This window comes from Bradyrhizobium sp. 170 (assembly GCF_023101085.1).
Taxonomy (GTDB): domain Bacteria; phylum Pseudomonadota; class Alphaproteobacteria; order Rhizobiales; family Xanthobacteraceae; genus Bradyrhizobium.
Genome location: NZ_CP064703.1, coordinates 8,086,164 through 8,100,858 on the forward strand (window position 1 = coordinate 8,086,164; position 14,695 = coordinate 8,100,858).

General features: G+C 62.2%; 14 protein-coding genes. 4 read left to right on the plus strand and 10 right to left on the minus strand.

Annotated elements, in window-relative coordinates:
* Window positions 1–56 precede the first annotated feature (56 nt).
* The 6 genes from IVB05_RS38105 to IVB05_RS38130 all read right to left on the minus strand — a co-directional run bounded on the left by IVB05_RS38105 (window position 57) and on the right by IVB05_RS38130 (window position 4,863).
* Window positions 57–1,256, minus strand: a complete 1,200-nt coding sequence (locus IVB05_RS38105) for a hypothetical protein (protein ID WP_247781238.1) — start codon at window positions 1,254–1,256, stop codon at window positions 57–59.
* Window positions 1,253–2,302, minus strand: a complete 1,050-nt coding sequence (locus IVB05_RS38110) for a hypothetical protein (protein WP_247781239.1) — start codon at window positions 2,300–2,302, stop codon at window positions 1,253–1,255. Before IVB05_RS38110 ends, IVB05_RS38105 begins: the two co-directional genes overlap by 4 nt.
* Window positions 2,303–2,585: 283 nt before the next feature.
* A complete protein-coding gene (locus IVB05_RS38115) occupies window positions 2,586–2,861 on the minus strand; it encodes a YiaA/YiaB family inner membrane protein (RefSeq protein ID WP_247781240.1) in 276 nt (91 codons plus the stop codon).
* 386 nt (window positions 2,862–3,247) lie between these two features.
* Entirely contained in the window at window positions 3,248–3,781 is a 534-nt protein-coding gene (locus IVB05_RS38120) for a hypothetical protein (protein ID WP_247781241.1), read from the minus strand.
* A 67-nt stretch (window positions 3,782–3,848) separates the two neighbouring features.
* Window positions 3,849–4,124 (minus strand): YiaA/YiaB family inner membrane protein, encoded by a 276-nt coding sequence (locus IVB05_RS38125; protein WP_247781242.1) that lies wholly within the window; start codon window positions 4,122–4,124, stop codon window positions 3,849–3,851.
* Between the two features lie 43 nt (window positions 4,125–4,167).
* On the minus strand, window positions 4,168–4,863 hold the full coding sequence (locus tag IVB05_RS38130) for a PspA/IM30 family protein (RefSeq protein ID WP_247781243.1): 696 nt from the start codon (window positions 4,861–4,863) through the stop codon (window positions 4,168–4,170).
* A gap of 104 nt (window positions 4,864–4,967) precedes the next feature.
* Here IVB05_RS38130 and IVB05_RS38135 point away from each other — a divergent pair, with 104 nt between their 5' ends.
* Window positions 4,968–5,582 carry a TetR-like C-terminal domain-containing protein gene (locus IVB05_RS38135; RefSeq protein WP_247781244.1) on the plus strand — a complete coding sequence of 205 codons (615 nt, stop codon included), beginning with the start codon at window positions 4,968–4,970 and terminating at the stop codon, window positions 5,580–5,582.
* Window positions 5,583–5,585: 3 nt separating this feature from the next.
* Here IVB05_RS38135 and IVB05_RS38140 read toward each other — a convergent pair whose 3' ends face one another.
* From IVB05_RS38140 to IVB05_RS38155, 4 genes are all read right to left on the minus strand, one after another.
* Window positions 5,586–8,129, minus strand: coding sequence for an EAL domain-containing protein (locus tag IVB05_RS38140; protein WP_247781245.1), 2,544 nt, complete (start codon window positions 8,127–8,129; stop codon window positions 5,586–5,588).
* Window positions 8,130–8,523: 394 nt separating this feature from the next.
* A complete protein-coding gene (locus IVB05_RS38145) occupies window positions 8,524–8,937 on the minus strand; it encodes a Rieske (2Fe-2S) protein (RefSeq protein WP_247781246.1) in 414 nt (137 codons plus the stop codon).
* A gap of 17 nt (window positions 8,938–8,954) precedes the next feature.
* A complete protein-coding gene (locus IVB05_RS38150; protein ID WP_247781247.1) occupies window positions 8,955–10,067 on the minus strand; it encodes an amidohydrolase family protein in 1,113 nt (370 codons plus the stop codon).
* A 25-nt stretch (window positions 10,068–10,092) separates the two neighbouring features.
* Window positions 10,093–11,154, minus strand: a complete 1,062-nt coding sequence (locus IVB05_RS38155; protein ID WP_247781248.1) for an amidohydrolase family protein — start codon at window positions 11,152–11,154, stop codon at window positions 10,093–10,095.
* Window positions 11,155–11,369: 215 nt separating this feature from the next.
* On the opposite strand from IVB05_RS38155, the gene IVB05_RS38160 reads away from it, so the two are divergent.
* From IVB05_RS38160 to IVB05_RS38170, 3 genes are all read left to right on the plus strand, one after another.
* A complete protein-coding gene (locus tag IVB05_RS38160) occupies window positions 11,370–11,855 on the plus strand; it encodes a hypothetical protein (RefSeq protein ID WP_247781249.1) in 486 nt (161 codons plus the stop codon).
* Window positions 11,856–12,400: 545 nt separating this feature from the next.
* The gene (locus IVB05_RS38165) at window positions 12,401–14,113 is read left to right on the plus strand and encodes an FAD-dependent oxidoreductase (RefSeq protein WP_256472875.1); all 1,713 of its coding nucleotides are present in this window, start codon (window positions 12,401–12,403) and stop codon (window positions 14,111–14,113) included.
* Between the two features lie 66 nt (window positions 14,114–14,179).
* A complete protein-coding gene (locus IVB05_RS38170; RefSeq protein WP_247781250.1) occupies window positions 14,180–14,650 on the plus strand; it encodes a hypothetical protein in 471 nt (156 codons plus the stop codon).
* Window positions 14,651–14,695 lie beyond the last annotated feature (45 nt).

Below are 14,695 nucleotides of genomic sequence, written 5' to 3' on the forward strand. Positions count from 1 at the left end.
TATCACAGTCACGATGCATTTCGTAAGCCGGGCAAGAAAATTTGCGTGACGGAATGTCAGATGGTCTCCGGCGTCAGCGCCAGCAGGCGGCGCACCAGGGCCAGCGCCGTTTCCGTGGCCGGATCGGCCGAAATCACGGGAACCGCCAACGCGATGACGTCGATCGGATCGTGCGACAGGACGATGAGATGCGTCGCGCTGTTGGCCGCCAGCAGCGACACGACGCGCTCGACGGCGGGATCGGACAATGACAGGCCCCACGGCGCGTCGGGGCGGCGTAACACCCGCCGGACCGACAGAAAATCGCGCAGCAGTGGCGGATCGTAGCTCAGAAGTTCGCTCTCGCGATAGCGCCGGGCGCTCTCGAAGATCGGGTGACGCGCGAGTTCCGCGATCAGCGCGTCGCGCGTTCTGGCCGGCGACGCCGCGACGGAATTGAGGACGCCGGGCACTTGCGATTCAAAATGCGCGCGCAGCGCGTCCACCATCAAGCCGATGGTGAGAACGCCGGCGATCGCAATCGCGCAAAATCGCATGATTTGCGCCGCATCGACCTCCGGCGCGACAAACGCCGCGGCAATACCGAGAAGCGCCGAACTCGAGAGCCGCAGCGCCGTCATCAGAAGCGCCTGACGCTGCGTCTCCGCGCCGCGTTCCGCGATCAGGATCGCGGTGACGACCAGCAGTGCCCCCAATGCCCCGAGCCTGACCGGGATATCCGGCATCAGCACCCTGAAATCGGTGACGATGAAGGGAATGACGAGGACGGCGCCGACGGCGAGGCGACCGATACTGCGATTCTCGGACGCCATCAGCTTGGTCCGGTCGCGCCTCGCCAGCAGCCAGGCGCAGATTGCAAAGCTGCCAAGCTGGAAAAGCACAAGCAAGATGGCAAAGGGCGCCGCAAAGCGCTCCGATCCGACGGCGCCGGCGAGACCGAGTGCGATGCCGCCGGTCAGAATAGCGATCTTGGCCGGGCGCGGGGCATGACGCCGCAGGATACCTTCGGTCACGATCAAGGCGCCGAGCGGAATCAGCGCCGCCGGAATCATCGACAGGTTGTCGAGCACCCCGCTGCCGCTCCACCACGCCGTCCCGCGTACCAGGAACAGCAATGCGATGATGCCAAGCGCCACCAGCAGGCGCCGGGTCAGCGGGCTCCTGGGATCACGCCGGTAGAGCGTGGCCATGGCGACGCCAAGGCCGATCGCGCCGCACAGGTTGACGATGGAATCGGCGATCATCCCCGGCGTCATGGGCCGCCCCCATTTCCGGATGTCCGCGGCCGCAAGACGCCGAAGGGCCGCGTATCGTCCATCCAGTGAACGGCGGGAAGCACCAGCCGCTGCAGGGCCAGCGCGGTGCCGGTACCAAGCAGCGCCGGCAGCGAACCGGAGGGCACTTCGCTCAACAGATAACGGCGCGCTCCGGCAAGGTCGATGCGGCCGAGCTGCAGGACATCGTCGCCCCTGGCGTAGTCCAGCTCGCGGGCGCAAAACGCGTTGTACTGCTCGTCGCGATGTTTTGGCGCGGCTTCGAAGGTCTTCTTCAGCGCGTCCGATCCGCCGGTATAGGCATTGGTGATGACGAATCTGACTTCATCGAAGCCGGCTTCCTCGCCCACGCCGAACACGGCGCGATGACGGGACATGATGCCGCGCGCGAGTTGGAGATGGGCAAAGCTCTGGCGTGCGTCCGGATGCGGCGACGGAAAGACATCCGAAAAGGTCTGGCTGACCATGCCGACGACCGACGGCACCTGGGTGACGTTCGAAATCCATTTCGGACGCAGCCCGTCACGGGCGAAGAGAACGAGCGCCGTCAGGCCATAGAGGACCCAGGACAGCCCCCGCCCCCGCTCGTCGGGATCGACCATAACCAGACCGAGATGGGTGACCTCCGCAGGTTCCCCATCGAGTTCGACCTCCATCACTGACAGCGCATTGAAGGCGATCGGCCGCCCGGTCGCTTCCTCGGAGATCAGCGTGACAATGGCCCGTGACAGCCGTTCGCGGTCGCCGGAGAAAATGCCGTAGGTGAGGCTTTCCTCAGGCAGCGTTTTGGCGGCCACGACGCGCAGTTGCGCGACCAGTTCGCCGAGTTCGGCCTCGGAAAGCGACAGGCCGGGAGTTTCGACGATGCGCGTGATCAGCCCGGCATGGGTGCGAATGGTGAGATCGATGGTCGGCTGGCGCAGCGCCTTCAGCCAGAACACGCCATAGCCGCCCAAACGTCCGGCCGCGGAGCGAACCTGCCCCAAAGCACGACGGATCGCCGAATTGCCGCTCGAGATAAACGCCATGCCACTTGCCCGCACTCGGTCCGGATTTGTGCGCCGGGCCCGTTAAGGAGCCATGAGTGCGACACGTTACGGTGGCAGGAGGGTAAACGATGTATTGGCGACGTCAAACATCACAGCCAGACAGGAAAACGGCGGATGCCCGAAGCATCCGCCGCCTGCCTTCGCCAGCACCGCGTCACAGGTTACGCGGCCTTGGAAATGATGAAGCCTTGAAGTCACGAAGCCTTGGAAACTACGAAGCCTTGGAAACTAGGAAGCCTTGGAAACTACGAGGACCTGGAAACTACGAGCCCTTGGAAACTTCCATCAGCAGCCGTTCGGCCTTGGCATCCTCGATGCGGTTCACAAAGCGGCTGCTCTCATGCACGTCGCGCACGGTCTTGGTCAGGGTGACGCAGGACTGAACGAGCATCACGATGCCCATCGCAAGGTAGCCCTTGATCCACAGGTCGACGGGGAGAAAGTAGACGCCGATCGCGACCAGGAAGGCCGAGGTGCCGAACGAAGCGTAGGTAAAGGTGACCCAGGCGTTACTGTGATGCTGGATATTCTGATTCATGGCGCCATCCTGCAAATGAGATCATGCGATGAAATATCGGTCTCAGACGGGCAGCATGCGCTTCGCGAAGCCGCGCCGCAACCTGATCCGCCCGGCATTTCTGCGCCCGCGCCAGTTAACGAGCTATGAGTAGAGCACCTTTAGGTTGCGGCAGGGTAAACGACGCATTTAGCGGCGACGCCAAATGATTCATGACAGAGAATGGCGGATGCCAATCAGCTTGATCTTCGGATGCGCTGGACTACCCCTGATTTGAGGAAGGCTTCAAACGGCATGGGCATTCCTTTTGATTTGCTGTGTCAAGCAAACGGCGGATGCTGAGACATCCGCCGTCCGCGCTCGCCGGCGCCGCGCGTCAAAGGTTACGCGGTCCGCACATCGGTTCTTCACGCGCAGGCCGGTTCAATCGAATGCCGTTGCCGGTCGATCTCATTCGACAACAGCGAGCACACGCCCATCGGCAGCAACAGGAAAAGGCCGGCGCAGAACGCGCCATTCATGACCTCTGGCGGCACTGGCCTTGAGAACATCATGGTGAACAAGGTGAGAAACAGGCCGCTGGCCAAAGCCGCGCCGACAGCTGCGGTCAGAGGCGCCCTCAAGAGCGCCGGCAAGGTCGGTGCAAGATATCCGTCCACGAGCCCCGCGATCGCCGATACAGGCAAGGTAAGCAGAAAGGACGCTGTTGTGCATAGTGCAACGAATGCGTCGTCGATCCGCCCCGCGATGGCAACAGCAACCATCCACACCGCAAGCGCGACAAGCGAGGGCCCAGCAGAAGAAACATCACGGTTCGTTTCATTGAAGTCGATCCTTCCTTTGAGTCTTCCGACGTGAAGCCGGACCGCAGGGATTTCTGAATCATGCCGGCCAGCGAATCTGTAGCTATGGCCGCCGACGGACGGCGGATGCCGAGGCACCCACCGCCCGCCTTCGCCAGCACCGCGTCACAGGTTACGCGGCCTTGGAAATCAGGCAGCCTTGAAATCAGGCAGCTTTGGAAACTTCCATCAGCAGCCGTTCGGCCTTGGCGTCTTCGATGCGGTTCACCATCTTGCCGCTCTCATGCATGTCGCGCACGGTCTTGGTCAGGGTGACGCAGGACTGGACGAGCATGACGATGCCCATCGCCAGGTAGCCCTTGATCCAGAGATCGAGCGGCAGGAAGAACACGCCGACGGCGACCATGAAGGCCGAGGCGGAAAACGAAACGTAAGTAAAGGTAACCCAGGCACCGCTGTGGGGTTGGACGTTCTGGTTCATGACAATCTCCTGTTGATATGGGTTAAATCGATCAAGTTCAGTTTCAGGCAGCTTGCGTGCGTTTGGCGTTCAGCCGCGCGAGCACGTCGTCCGCGGTTGATTTCAGTCGTGGGCCAAAGCCCTGTTCGGCGAGTTTCTCGGCGGTCGCCTGCGGTCCGCTGGCGGCATCGAGTTCGATCAGGGCGTCGGCGGCGGCCTGGGCCTCGATCTGCCGTTCGCGCAGGCGCTTCAGCGTGTTCTCCGCTTCCGGCAGCGTGGATTCGTAGGGACGCGCGGCTTCGACACCGCCCCGGCGCAGTGCGCGAACTGCTTCCGACGCGCGGGCGATGCGACGGCCGCGATCGAGTTCGGTGATCCGCGCCTCGGCACTGGCGACCTGCCGCTTCATGCGCGTGATTTCGGACGCGAACAGGGTTCGCGCGGTCATCGCAGCATCGCGGTCGGCCTCGAGGTTGGCGATCGACTGCGCCGCCTCGCGGGCGAGGTCTTCCCGGCCGCCATCGAGCGCGGCAGTGGCGCGGACTTCGAGGTCGGCGATCCGGGCGTTGGTGGCGTCGAGCCGGCGGCCTTCCTGCTGGTCGCCTGCGATCGCCAGCGCCAGCGTGCGCTTGGAACGTTCGACGGCCGCGGCCGCGTCGCGCATCTGCTGGTCGAGAATAAGAAGGGCCGAGCGGTCTTCCAGTTCTTCCCCCGCGGCAGCCACGCTGCCCCGGAAGAGCGTCAAAACAGTTTTGAACATTGGTAGCTCCCTGTGTTATGAGCGTTGCTCATGAATTAGCTGTAGCACCAACGTGAGCGTTGCTCAAGAACTATTTTGAGCATCGCTCAAGAAATTGGTAGATAATGTCTAAGGCACTGGAAAGACGAGCAAAACTTCGAGAATCCCTGATCCAGACAGCTGAGAAAAGCATGTCGGTGGGCGGATTGACCGGCCTGAAGACGCGGGAGCTGGCGCGGGAAATCGGCGTCGCCAACGGCGCGGTCTATAATCTCGTCGACGATATGGATGAGCTGATCCTGCGGGTGGGATCGCGGACGCTTGCGCGGCTGGATGCTTCCCTCACCGCCGCAGAAAGCAATGGCCCGGCCTTACCGCAGGAAACACTCGTTCGCATTGCGGTGGCCTATTGCGACTTCGCCGCTGAAAATCTCGAACTGTGGCGCGCGCTGTTCGAACACAGGATGGCGCCGGGCAAGCCCGTTCCGGAATGGGCGATCAGCGAACAGATGAATCTGTTTCGCCATATCTACCAGCCGCTCGCCGACCTCTTTCCAGAGCGAACGCCGGCCGAACTGGGCGTGACGGCGCGCAGTCTTTTCTCCGCCGTTCACGGCATGGTGCTGCTCGGCCTCGAGCAGAAATTGATCGCCGTGCCGGTCGACGCCTTGCGCAAGGAGATTGCGGTCATCGTGGGCGCCATGGTCGATGGGCTGACCGAGCCCTCGAAGACGAAGTAGCTGTCAGGCTCTCGCGGCCGCCATCAACTTTCTTTGAGCGCGCCGCCTGGGAGCGTTTGCATCTGTCCGGACCAATCCCTGCAGCATTCGCGCCACTTCGGGGCCGGGTATCGGTCGACTGACGTAATAGCCTTGCATCTCGGCGCATACCTCTTCGCGCAAGATATCCAGCTGTTCCTTCGTTTCCACCCCTTCGGCCGTCGTTGTCTTGCCGAGGCTGACGGCAAATCGAACCACGGCACGCGCGAACAGGCGCGCCTCTTCATTTGCACCTGATAATTCACTGACGAAGCTGCGATCGATCTTGATCTTGTCGAATGCGAACTTTTGGAGAAAGCTCAGGGATGAATAGCCGGTGCCGAAGTCGTCCAGGGCAATGCGCGCGCCCAGTTGGCGCAGCTGTCCCACAGCAGCGAATACCGCTTCGCTATCATCCATAATGGCCGTTTCGGTTACCTCGAGCTCAAGTCGTTGTGGCGTAAGTCCCGCGGTTGCGAGGGCGTCGAGAACGACGGGAACCAACTTTTTGCTTCTGAACTGAGCAGGTGACAGATTTACAGCTATCTTGAGATTGGCGGGCCATTTTGCCGCCTCGTCACAGGCCGTTCGCAATACCCATTCTCCGATCGGCACGATCAAACCCGTTTCTTCTGCAAGCGGAATAAATTCCGCCGGCATGACCAACCCGCGCTGGGGATGACGCCAGCGCAACAGCGCCTCAAAGCCGCAAATTTCGCCGCTCTTGACGTCGACGAATGGCTGGTAGTGGAGTTCGAACTCACCATTAACGAGTGCGCTGCGCATATCCCGTTCGAGGTTGCGCCGGGCGTGCATGAACTGGTCCAGCTCGGGCTCGAAGAAACGGCATGTCCCTCGTCCGCCGTTTTTGGCGGAGTAGAGAGCGAGATCCGCGCTCTTCAATATCTTTTCGGAATTGTTGCCATCGCCCGGCGCGATGGCAATGCCGATGCTTGTTCCGGTTGTCACCTGGTGGTCGCCAAGATCGAAGGGCTCGCAAAGCGCCACCAGAATTCTATCGGCGAGTGCCGCGGCTTCGGCAGCCGGATTTGTCACGTATTCGATGACGGCAAACTCATCGCCGCCCAGGCGTGCGATGAACGTCGTTTCTCTGACACAGCCACGCAAACGCCCGGCTACGGCTTGCAGCAGGGCGTCGCCTGTCGGATGTCCAAGCGTGTCATTGATCTCCTTGAAGCGATCGAGATCGAGCATCAGTACCGCCAGGTCGGGCCCTCCCCGAACCGTGATTGCAAGGTCGTGCTCCAACCGCTCCCTGAGCAATAGGCGATTCGGCAGATCCGTCAGCGCGTCATGCTGGGCCATATGGGTGATCTTGGCTTCAGACCTGTGTTGCTCGGTAACGTCGAGATGCGTCGCGACCCAGCCGCCGCCAGCCATCGGCTGCCGGGTAACCCGGATCAATCTGCCATCCGCCAACTCGTCGATCCGGCTCGAAGCTGCGTCGGTTGGCAGCGCCGCCAACGTCGAAATCACCTGCTTCACGGCGTTATCGCTGGTTACAGCCTTGAGGATACCGCTCGCAATACGATGCGTGATGATCTCGCGATGAGATGTCCCCGGCCTCAACAGTTCCGGCGGCAGCCGATACATGCTGGCGTAACGGTCATTGCAGACGACAAGTCGTTTTTCCGCATCGAACATGCAAAGGCCGTCGCCCATGTTGTTGATGGCCGTATCCAGCCTGAGTTTTTGCTCCTGCAGTTCTCTCTGGGAGCCCTCGACCTGCTGTCGAGCACGCGAAAGCTCGCTGATGATTTCTTCAAACCTGCGGGTCCGGTTGGCAAGGCGGCGATCCGCCAGCACGCCGATCAGGCTCATGCCAAGCACCGATAAAGCCACGCCGGCTATCGCCAAAGCGAGGAAGCCGGGGGAAAGAGACGAGGTGTCAGGCCCCCGCGTCGGATCGGGAACGATCCCCACCGCGCCCATTGCGGTGAAATGATGCGAGACAATTGCAAGCGTCAGCAAAAGCGCGGCCGCAAATGTTACCCATCTACCAGTATGGCGTACCGCGACCGCGAGCGCGGCATAACCGAACATCATCCCGAGAACGACGGAAGCCAACACAAGGTCCAACGACCAGGTCACGCGGCCGGGCACTTCGAGGGCCCACATGCCAAGATAGTGCATGCTGGCAATGCCTGCACCAATGATCCCGCCGCCAATGGGCGCACGCCATCGACCGGGATCACTTGCAGCAAAGCCAAGACCGGTGGAAGTCAACAACATCGCCATGGTGAGCGACAGAGCCGTCAGAGCGATGCCATATCCGGTCGAAACGCCGGGCTCATAGGCAAGCATGGCGATGAAGTGCGTCGCCCAGATCCCATACCCGATCGCGGCACCTGCAATCGCAATCCAGATGAGGCGCGTCCTCGCCTGCGACGCGATCGCACGATGAAAAATATTGACGGCAACAACGCTGGAGACGAAACAAACAAGCCCGGCGAGCAAGACCAACCGCCAGTCGTGCTCACCAGTAAGACAGGTAAGAACGCGGAACATGTCATTCGTCCATAATTATTCTTCCGACAAATAATCCGACTAAACACTTTCCGGATTAAACGTTCACAACTATCAGTGGCATTAGTTATCGGGCGGTGAAGATCGACGCTGCGTCAAAATCGCGTTGTCCCGTACTTCTACGGAAGCCGCTTGCTATTCACGTTTGCGACAGACAAGAGTGCAACGCGGGGATCGAATGGATTGCAGCTTAAGCACGTTGTCGGGCTTAAGTTTGATGATCAGGCACGAGCGGAATTTCTGCGCGGTCAAAAGGCGTGATCGCAGTTCACGGGGCGGACGCAACACGCTCCGCGCAGCCGCTTTCGCCGCGACATTCGGAATCAGATTAAATCTGCAACACCGTCGCATCATCAGCGCCAGCAGGATGGACGCACTACGTCTCGATGATGACGTAGCTGTCTTCGACGTGCACCGGAAAGGTCTCGGCCACATAAGGCCCCTTCTGCAATTCCTCGCCGCTCTCGACCGCAACCGGATAGGAGCGGACCTTTACGCGCTTCGGATCGAAAAACGATTGGCCGTTGCGCATGTCGAATTCCCAGCCGTGCCACGGGCAGCGCAGAAGTTCGCCAACGCGCGAGCGCTGGTAGATTCCGGGCTCCGGCGAGGTCAGCCGCGCGACGCAGGCGGCCTTTTCCAGCGGCGCTCCCTCATGCGGGCAGCGATTGAGCAGCGCAAAGAATTCGCCGTTGACGTGGAACACGACGATGTCGCGGCCGTCGACGCCGAAGACCTTGTTGCCGCCGGGCGGGATATCTGACGTGCGGGCGACGATGTGACGGGCCATGTTATCCCTGTCGTCGCTCAGAGCTTGTAGAGCGCACGCGCATTGCCGTTGAAGATCTTTCGGCGCTCGGCCTCGGTGAGCGGCGTCTTGAAGGCAAAGCGCGGATCGTCGAAATCCCAGTGCGGATAATCCGACGAAAACAGCAGGCGATCGGCGCCGACCCACTCGATCAGCGAGCGCAGATGTTTTGCTTCATCGGGCTCGTCGATCGGCTGCGTCGTGAACCAGAAATGCTGCTTCACATATTCCGACGGCCGGCGCTTGAGATGCGGCACCTCGCTGCGGAACGCATCAAAGTGCCGGTCCATCCGCCAGGTGGCCGACGGGATCCAGCCGAAGCCTCCTTCGATGAAGACGATCTTGAGGTCAGGGAAGCGTTCGGGGACGCCTTCGAGCACGAGGCTCGTAAGCTGCGCCGCCATGGTGTGCGCGTTGCTCTGGTGTTCCTCGACATAATAAGACGGCCAGCCGCCGCCGGTCGGCGCATGGCCGCCATAGCCGCCGACGTGAATACCGAGCGGCAGGCCGAGTTCTTGCGCGCGTGCGTAGATCGGCCAGTAGCGGCGGCGGCCGAGCGGCTCGTTGGCGCGCGGGCAGACGTTGATCTGCACATAGCGGCCGATTTTTGCGCAGCGCTCGATCTCGGCGATCGCGAACTGCGTATCGTCCTGGCCGGCGAGGATCGAGGCCTTCAGCCGCGGATCGCGATCGGACCAGAAGGCGAGCTGCCAGTCGTTGATGGCGCGCTGGATCGCGGCGCCGAATTCGAGGTTCTGCTGCGAGAAGATGAAGAGATCGAGCACCTGCAAAATGCCGTACTCGACATCGAGCGGATCGAGATGCTGCTTGCGCATGAAATCGAGATCCGAACCGGGCGGCCCGCCGGTCGGCGGCCAGGCATCGCGCCGCGCAATCAGCGGCGAGGAACGCGGGTATGGCGTGGTGCCGATATAGGGCGTGCGCAGATGGCTGCCATAGGTGCGCAAATGCTGCTGCCAGCGTTTTGGCAGGAACTGATCGAGGTCGGTGTGCGCATGGATGCTCGGATGCACGTCGCAATCGATGATGCGCAACCGGCTTTTGGCGGCTTCTTCCTCTGCGAGGATGGGGCGGTCGATGACGTCACTCATGCGATCCTCCTTAGGTGTTCGAATTCTATGCCGCGAGCTTCAGCCGCGGAAAAGTCTCTAACGGGTTGTCGGCGCACATGCGCGAGACAATGCTCGCCGGCAGATGCGGCGGCAACGGATCGTCGCCGTCGAACTGCCAGTGCGGATAGTCCGACGCGAACAGGAACATCTTGTCGGAGCCGATCTGCTCGATCACATCCGCGACGCCTGCGGCATCCGGCGGACTGTCGAACGGCTGCATGGTGACGCGGACATGATCACGAATGATCGAGGCCGGCTCGCGCTTGACCCACGGCACCTCGACGCGCACGCCGCGCCAGGTCTTGTTGGCGCGCCACATGAAGGCCGGCAGCCAGCTCACGCCTGACTCCATCAGCACGACCTTGAGGTCAGGGAATTTGCCGAACACGCCTTCATAGATCAGGCTCAATATCTGGGCCTGAAACGCCTGCGCTTCCGCCAGATAATATTCGTAACGATAGGACGGCCAGCCGATCGAACTCGGCGCGCCGCGATAGGCGCTGCCGGCATGGATCGCGACCGGGAGCTTGTGCTTCGCGGCCGCCTGCCACACCGGCCAGTAATGCCGCCGTCCGAGTAGGGTCTCGCCCTGCGCCAGCACCAGCACGGAGACGAAGCGGTTGTCGCCGGCGCGCCGCTCGATTTCCTCCACCGCCAAATCAGGCGCCTGCAAGGGCAACACGATCGAGGCGCTCAGCCGCGGATCCTTTGCCAGCCATTCAGCGGCGATCCAGTCGTTGATGGCCTTGCAGAAGCCTGCCGCCATATAGGAATCGAACACCGCCTGCGCGCCGTAGACGACGTTGCAGATCGCATGACTTGAACCGAGCTGGTCGAACGCGCCGCGCTGCACCATCGCAAGTTCGCTGCCCGGCTTGCCGTTCGCGGGCCGCCAGTCGGTGCGGCCGGAGAACGGCATGTTGGGCGGATAGGAGTTGAGATCGAGGCCGTCGATGGCGCGGCTGACCACCTGTTCTTTCCAGTGGTCGTCGAGGTAGGGCAGCAGCGTCGTGCGGGTTCCGCCCACCGCGGGATGAATATCGCAGTCGATCCGCGTGGCCGCCATGAGCTTCCTCGGGTTTTCGTCTCGGCGATCTTGATGTCGCGCTTGCAAATGTGCCGCCGATAGCAGGGCGGCACAAGCGCTTTACTGAGGGGGCCGCCCTGCCCGAACTGCACACCGCATCAGGCCTACCGTTCGCGACACGAAATATTCGCCGCTGGCGAAGCAAGCCTTCTGTGGTACGGAGGGGCGAGCGCGCATCACCCAAGGAGATGAAAATGAAATCCGGCAGGCTGGCGATTCTCGCCGTCTCGCTTCTTACCGCCGGCGCTTCCACCGCATCGGCTGCCCCGGCAACGGCCAGCGGGCCGGCGGCCTTGGCGCTTGCCGGCGTCGTTGCGCTGTATTCGCCGCTGCTGACTGCGGATGAGCGGGAAGCCGTCTCGGCGTTCTTCGTCGGACAGAGCGGCGTGCGTTACACCAAGAAAATATCCGTCACCGCGGACAAGATTGTCTGCCGCGTCAGCAATGTCGACATCACCGCGCGCTCCTGCGAACTGACCTTCAAGGGCGCCAAGCAGACCATCACCGGACGGCGAGCGAGCGAAATCTTCGCGACCGAAGCCATGGCCGGCATTCCCCCCGACGGCGCCGCCGGATCGGTGTTCGAAAGCCTCTCGAAGCTCAACTGCACGCTCGACCCTGCCGAGATCAGGCAGAAGGCCGGCGGCGGCGCGAATTGCTCGTTCGAGACGGGCAATTGAGCGGCGCAGCCTCTGTATTTCGGTTACTGGGATCGCTAGCTACGGTGCCGCCGTATGTAACATCTGATCACTTGCCGGTCGCAGCGCACGCATGTGCTCTGATGGCCTCCCCAGTCGCCTGCCCCTCCCGCCTTGTCGAAACACCTGCCCAGGCAATTCGCGGCTCTATCCTCACACACCCATTGCTGTGCTTGTGCCGGTGAGTTGAGGAGCACTCCGGTGCCTATGAGGGTGATCGCGAAAAAAAGGTGCCGTGTCATGGTCGAACCTCCTGAGAAAGGTGCGGGCCGCTTTGAATCCTAACCTCTCGACGGGACAATGCCGTCGCGATGATAACACTTAAAACCAATCTCTGGCCATGCGCGCGTCGGGGTTATGTTTCCCCGCTGGAGCGCGCAGCCGATGGCCGATCTATCCGGTCGAACACCGCATAGCCCTGCCCAAGAGAGGTCGACCGGGACGTCGACCGTATCGCGGCACGATTGACAGGCAAATCTTTCCCCATCCAAATGACCGCCCAACGAACAACGGCAGAGGCAGAGCGCGTGGCGGGCAGCGAACAAGAAACTTACGAATGCGACGTGCTGGTGGTCGGCTCGGGCTGTGCGGGGATGTCGGCAGCGGTCACCGCGGGGCATCACGGCCTCAATGTTCTGATCGTCGAGAAGGAACCGCGCTTTGGCGGCACCACCGCCCGCTCCGGCGGCTGGCTGTGGATCCCCGGCACCTCGCTGGCGCGCGACTGGGGTATCACTGAGAGCCCCGACCAGGCGCGGACCTATCTGCGGCATGAGGCCGGCAACAGCTTTGACGCCGCACGCGTCGATGCGTTTCTCGCCGCCGGCCCCGAAGCGGTGGATTTTTTCATCAGCAAGACGGCGGTGCGCTTCGACATGCCGCTGACCTTTCCGGATTATCATGCGGAAGCACCCGGCGGCGCGCAGGGCGGCCGCTCAATGGTGACGCGGCCGTTCGACGGCCGCGAACTGGGCGAGCACGTCAAGACTCTCGGCAGTCCCCTGCCCGAACTCACGGTGTTCGGCATGATGCTGGGATCGGGCAAGGACATCGTCCACTTCATGCGCGTGACCAAATCGCTGACCTCGGCGATCTATGTCGCGAAGCGCCTGTCGAAGCATGCCATCGACGTCATGCGCAACGGCCGCGGCATGACGCTGACCAACGGCAATGCGCTCGCGGGCCGCCTCGCCAAATCGGCGTTCGACCTGAAGATACCGCTGTGGCTGTCATCACCGGTGCACGAACTGGTCGTCGAGGACGGCGCGGTGCGCGGCGCGGTCGTCGAACGCCATGGAAAGCTGATCCGCGTCCATGCCAAGCGCGGCGTCGTGCTGGCCTGCGGCGGCTTCCCGCACGACGTTGCAAGACGCAAGGCGATGTTCCCGCACGCGCCCAGCGGCGCCGAGCATTTCTCGCCGGGTCCTGCCGGCAACACTGGTGACGGCTTGCGATTGGCGGAGGCCGCGGGTGGACGCATCGAGGACAATTTGCCGAATGCCGCGGCCTGGGTGCCGGTCTCGATCACCGAGCGCAAGGACGGCAGCAAGGGCGTGATGCCGCATTTCATCGACCGCGCCAAACCCGGCGTCATCGCCGTGATGCGCGACGGCAGGCGTTTTGCCAATGAAGGCAATTCGTACCATGACTTCGTGCAGGCGATGGTGAAGGCGGCCAAACCCGGCGAGGAGATCACGGCGTATCTCGTGTGCGATCACCGCGCCTTGCGAAAATATGGCCTTGGATGCGTGCCGCCGTTTCCGATGCCGCTGCGCCATCATCTCGCGACCGGCTATCTCAAGCGCGGAAGCACGCTGGCCGAACTCGCCGACTGCACCGGCATCGACCGGCAAGGGCTCGAGTCCACGATCGCCGAGTTCAACGTCTCAGCCGCGGAAGGCCGCGATCCCGCCTTCGGCAAGGGCTCGCGCGCCTATAACCGCTACCAGGGCGATGCGCTGCACGGGCCCAACCCCTGCGTTGCGCCGATCAAGGACGGGCCGTTTTACGCGATCAAGCTGGTGATCGGCGATCTCGGCACCTATGCCGGCATCAGGACCGACGAACATGCGCGTGCGCTGGACGAACACGGCCAGCCGATCGCAGGCCTTTATGCCGCCGGCAACGACATGGCGAGCATCATGGGCGGCAACTATCCCGGCGCCGGCATTACGCTCGGCCCTGCGCTGACGTTCGGATATATCGCAGGCAAGCATATCAGCGAAAAAACTGCGCCCTAGAAATGTCTGGAGCTGGAACGAACATAGATCGATTCGATTGTCTCGAATCGAACCGGAGATCGTTCAATGCGTGCGCCGCGCCTGTCTGCTGCTCTCGTCCTGTTGGTCTTCCTTCCGCCGCTCGCCTTTGCCGGCGACACGGAATGGCGGCGATATGTAATCCCGAGCACCGGCACCAGCGTCGACATGCCGGTCTCGATCTTCACCAGCGACGCCGGGCCGCCCGAGGGAGGAACCGGGCGACGGTTTTTCACCGAAGACCGCCGCGCCGACCTGACGGTGCAGTCCGTTCCCAATCCTGAGAACGATTCGCCCGCCACGTTCCTGGCCAAGCAACGCCCGCCTGCCGGCATCATCTACCAACGGATCACATCTGATTTCTTTGTCGTGTCCAGCATTCGCAAGGACCGGATCTGGTACAACCGCTGCAACCGCGGCAACGGCACCATGAACTGCGTGCTGATCAATTATCCCGCCACGGAGAAGCGCCAGTGGGACAGCGTGGTCACACGCATAAGCCACACGCTGCGAGGGTAACCCGGCCCGTGACCGGATTTTAGGCAATCGGGAAAAAACGGCAAT

Excerpts from the sequence above, each read along its gene's own strand:
- IVB05_RS38105 (WP_247781238.1), bottom strand. The coding sequence starts at position 1,256 with ATGACGCCGGGGATGATCGCCGATTCCATCGTCAACCTGTGCGGCGCG.
- IVB05_RS38110 (WP_247781239.1), bottom strand. The coding sequence starts at position 2,302 with ATGGCGTTTATCTCGAGCGGCAATTCGGCGATCCGTCGTGCTTTGGGG.
- IVB05_RS38115 (WP_247781240.1), bottom strand. The coding sequence starts at position 2,861 with ATGAATCAGAATATCCAGCATCACAGTAACGCCTGGGTCACCTTTACC.
- IVB05_RS38125 (WP_247781242.1), bottom strand. The coding sequence starts at position 4,124 with ATGAACCAGAACGTCCAACCCCACAGCGGTGCCTGGGTTACCTTTACT.
- IVB05_RS38130 (WP_247781243.1), bottom strand. The coding sequence starts at position 4,863 with ATGTTCAAAACTGTTTTGACGCTCTTCCGGGGCAGCGTGGCTGCCGCG.
- IVB05_RS38135 (WP_247781244.1), top strand. The coding sequence starts at position 4,968 with ATGTCTAAGGCACTGGAAAGACGAGCAAAACTTCGAGAATCCCTGATC.
- IVB05_RS38140 (WP_247781245.1), bottom strand. The coding sequence starts at position 8,129 with ATGTTCCGCGTTCTTACCTGTCTTACTGGTGAGCACGACTGGCGGTTG.
- IVB05_RS38145 (WP_247781246.1), bottom strand. The coding sequence starts at position 8,937 with ATGGCCCGTCACATCGTCGCCCGCACGTCAGATATCCCGCCCGGCGGC.
- IVB05_RS38150 (WP_247781247.1), bottom strand. The coding sequence starts at position 10,067 with ATGAGTGACGTCATCGACCGCCCCATCCTCGCAGAGGAAGAAGCCGCC.
- IVB05_RS38155 (WP_247781248.1), bottom strand. The coding sequence starts at position 11,154 with ATGGCGGCCACGCGGATCGACTGCGATATTCATCCCGCGGTGGGCGGA.
- IVB05_RS38160 (WP_247781249.1), top strand. The coding sequence starts at position 11,370 with ATGAAATCCGGCAGGCTGGCGATTCTCGCCGTCTCGCTTCTTACCGCC.
- IVB05_RS38170 (WP_247781250.1), top strand. The coding sequence starts at position 14,180 with ATGCGTGCGCCGCGCCTGTCTGCTGCTCTCGTCCTGTTGGTCTTCCTT.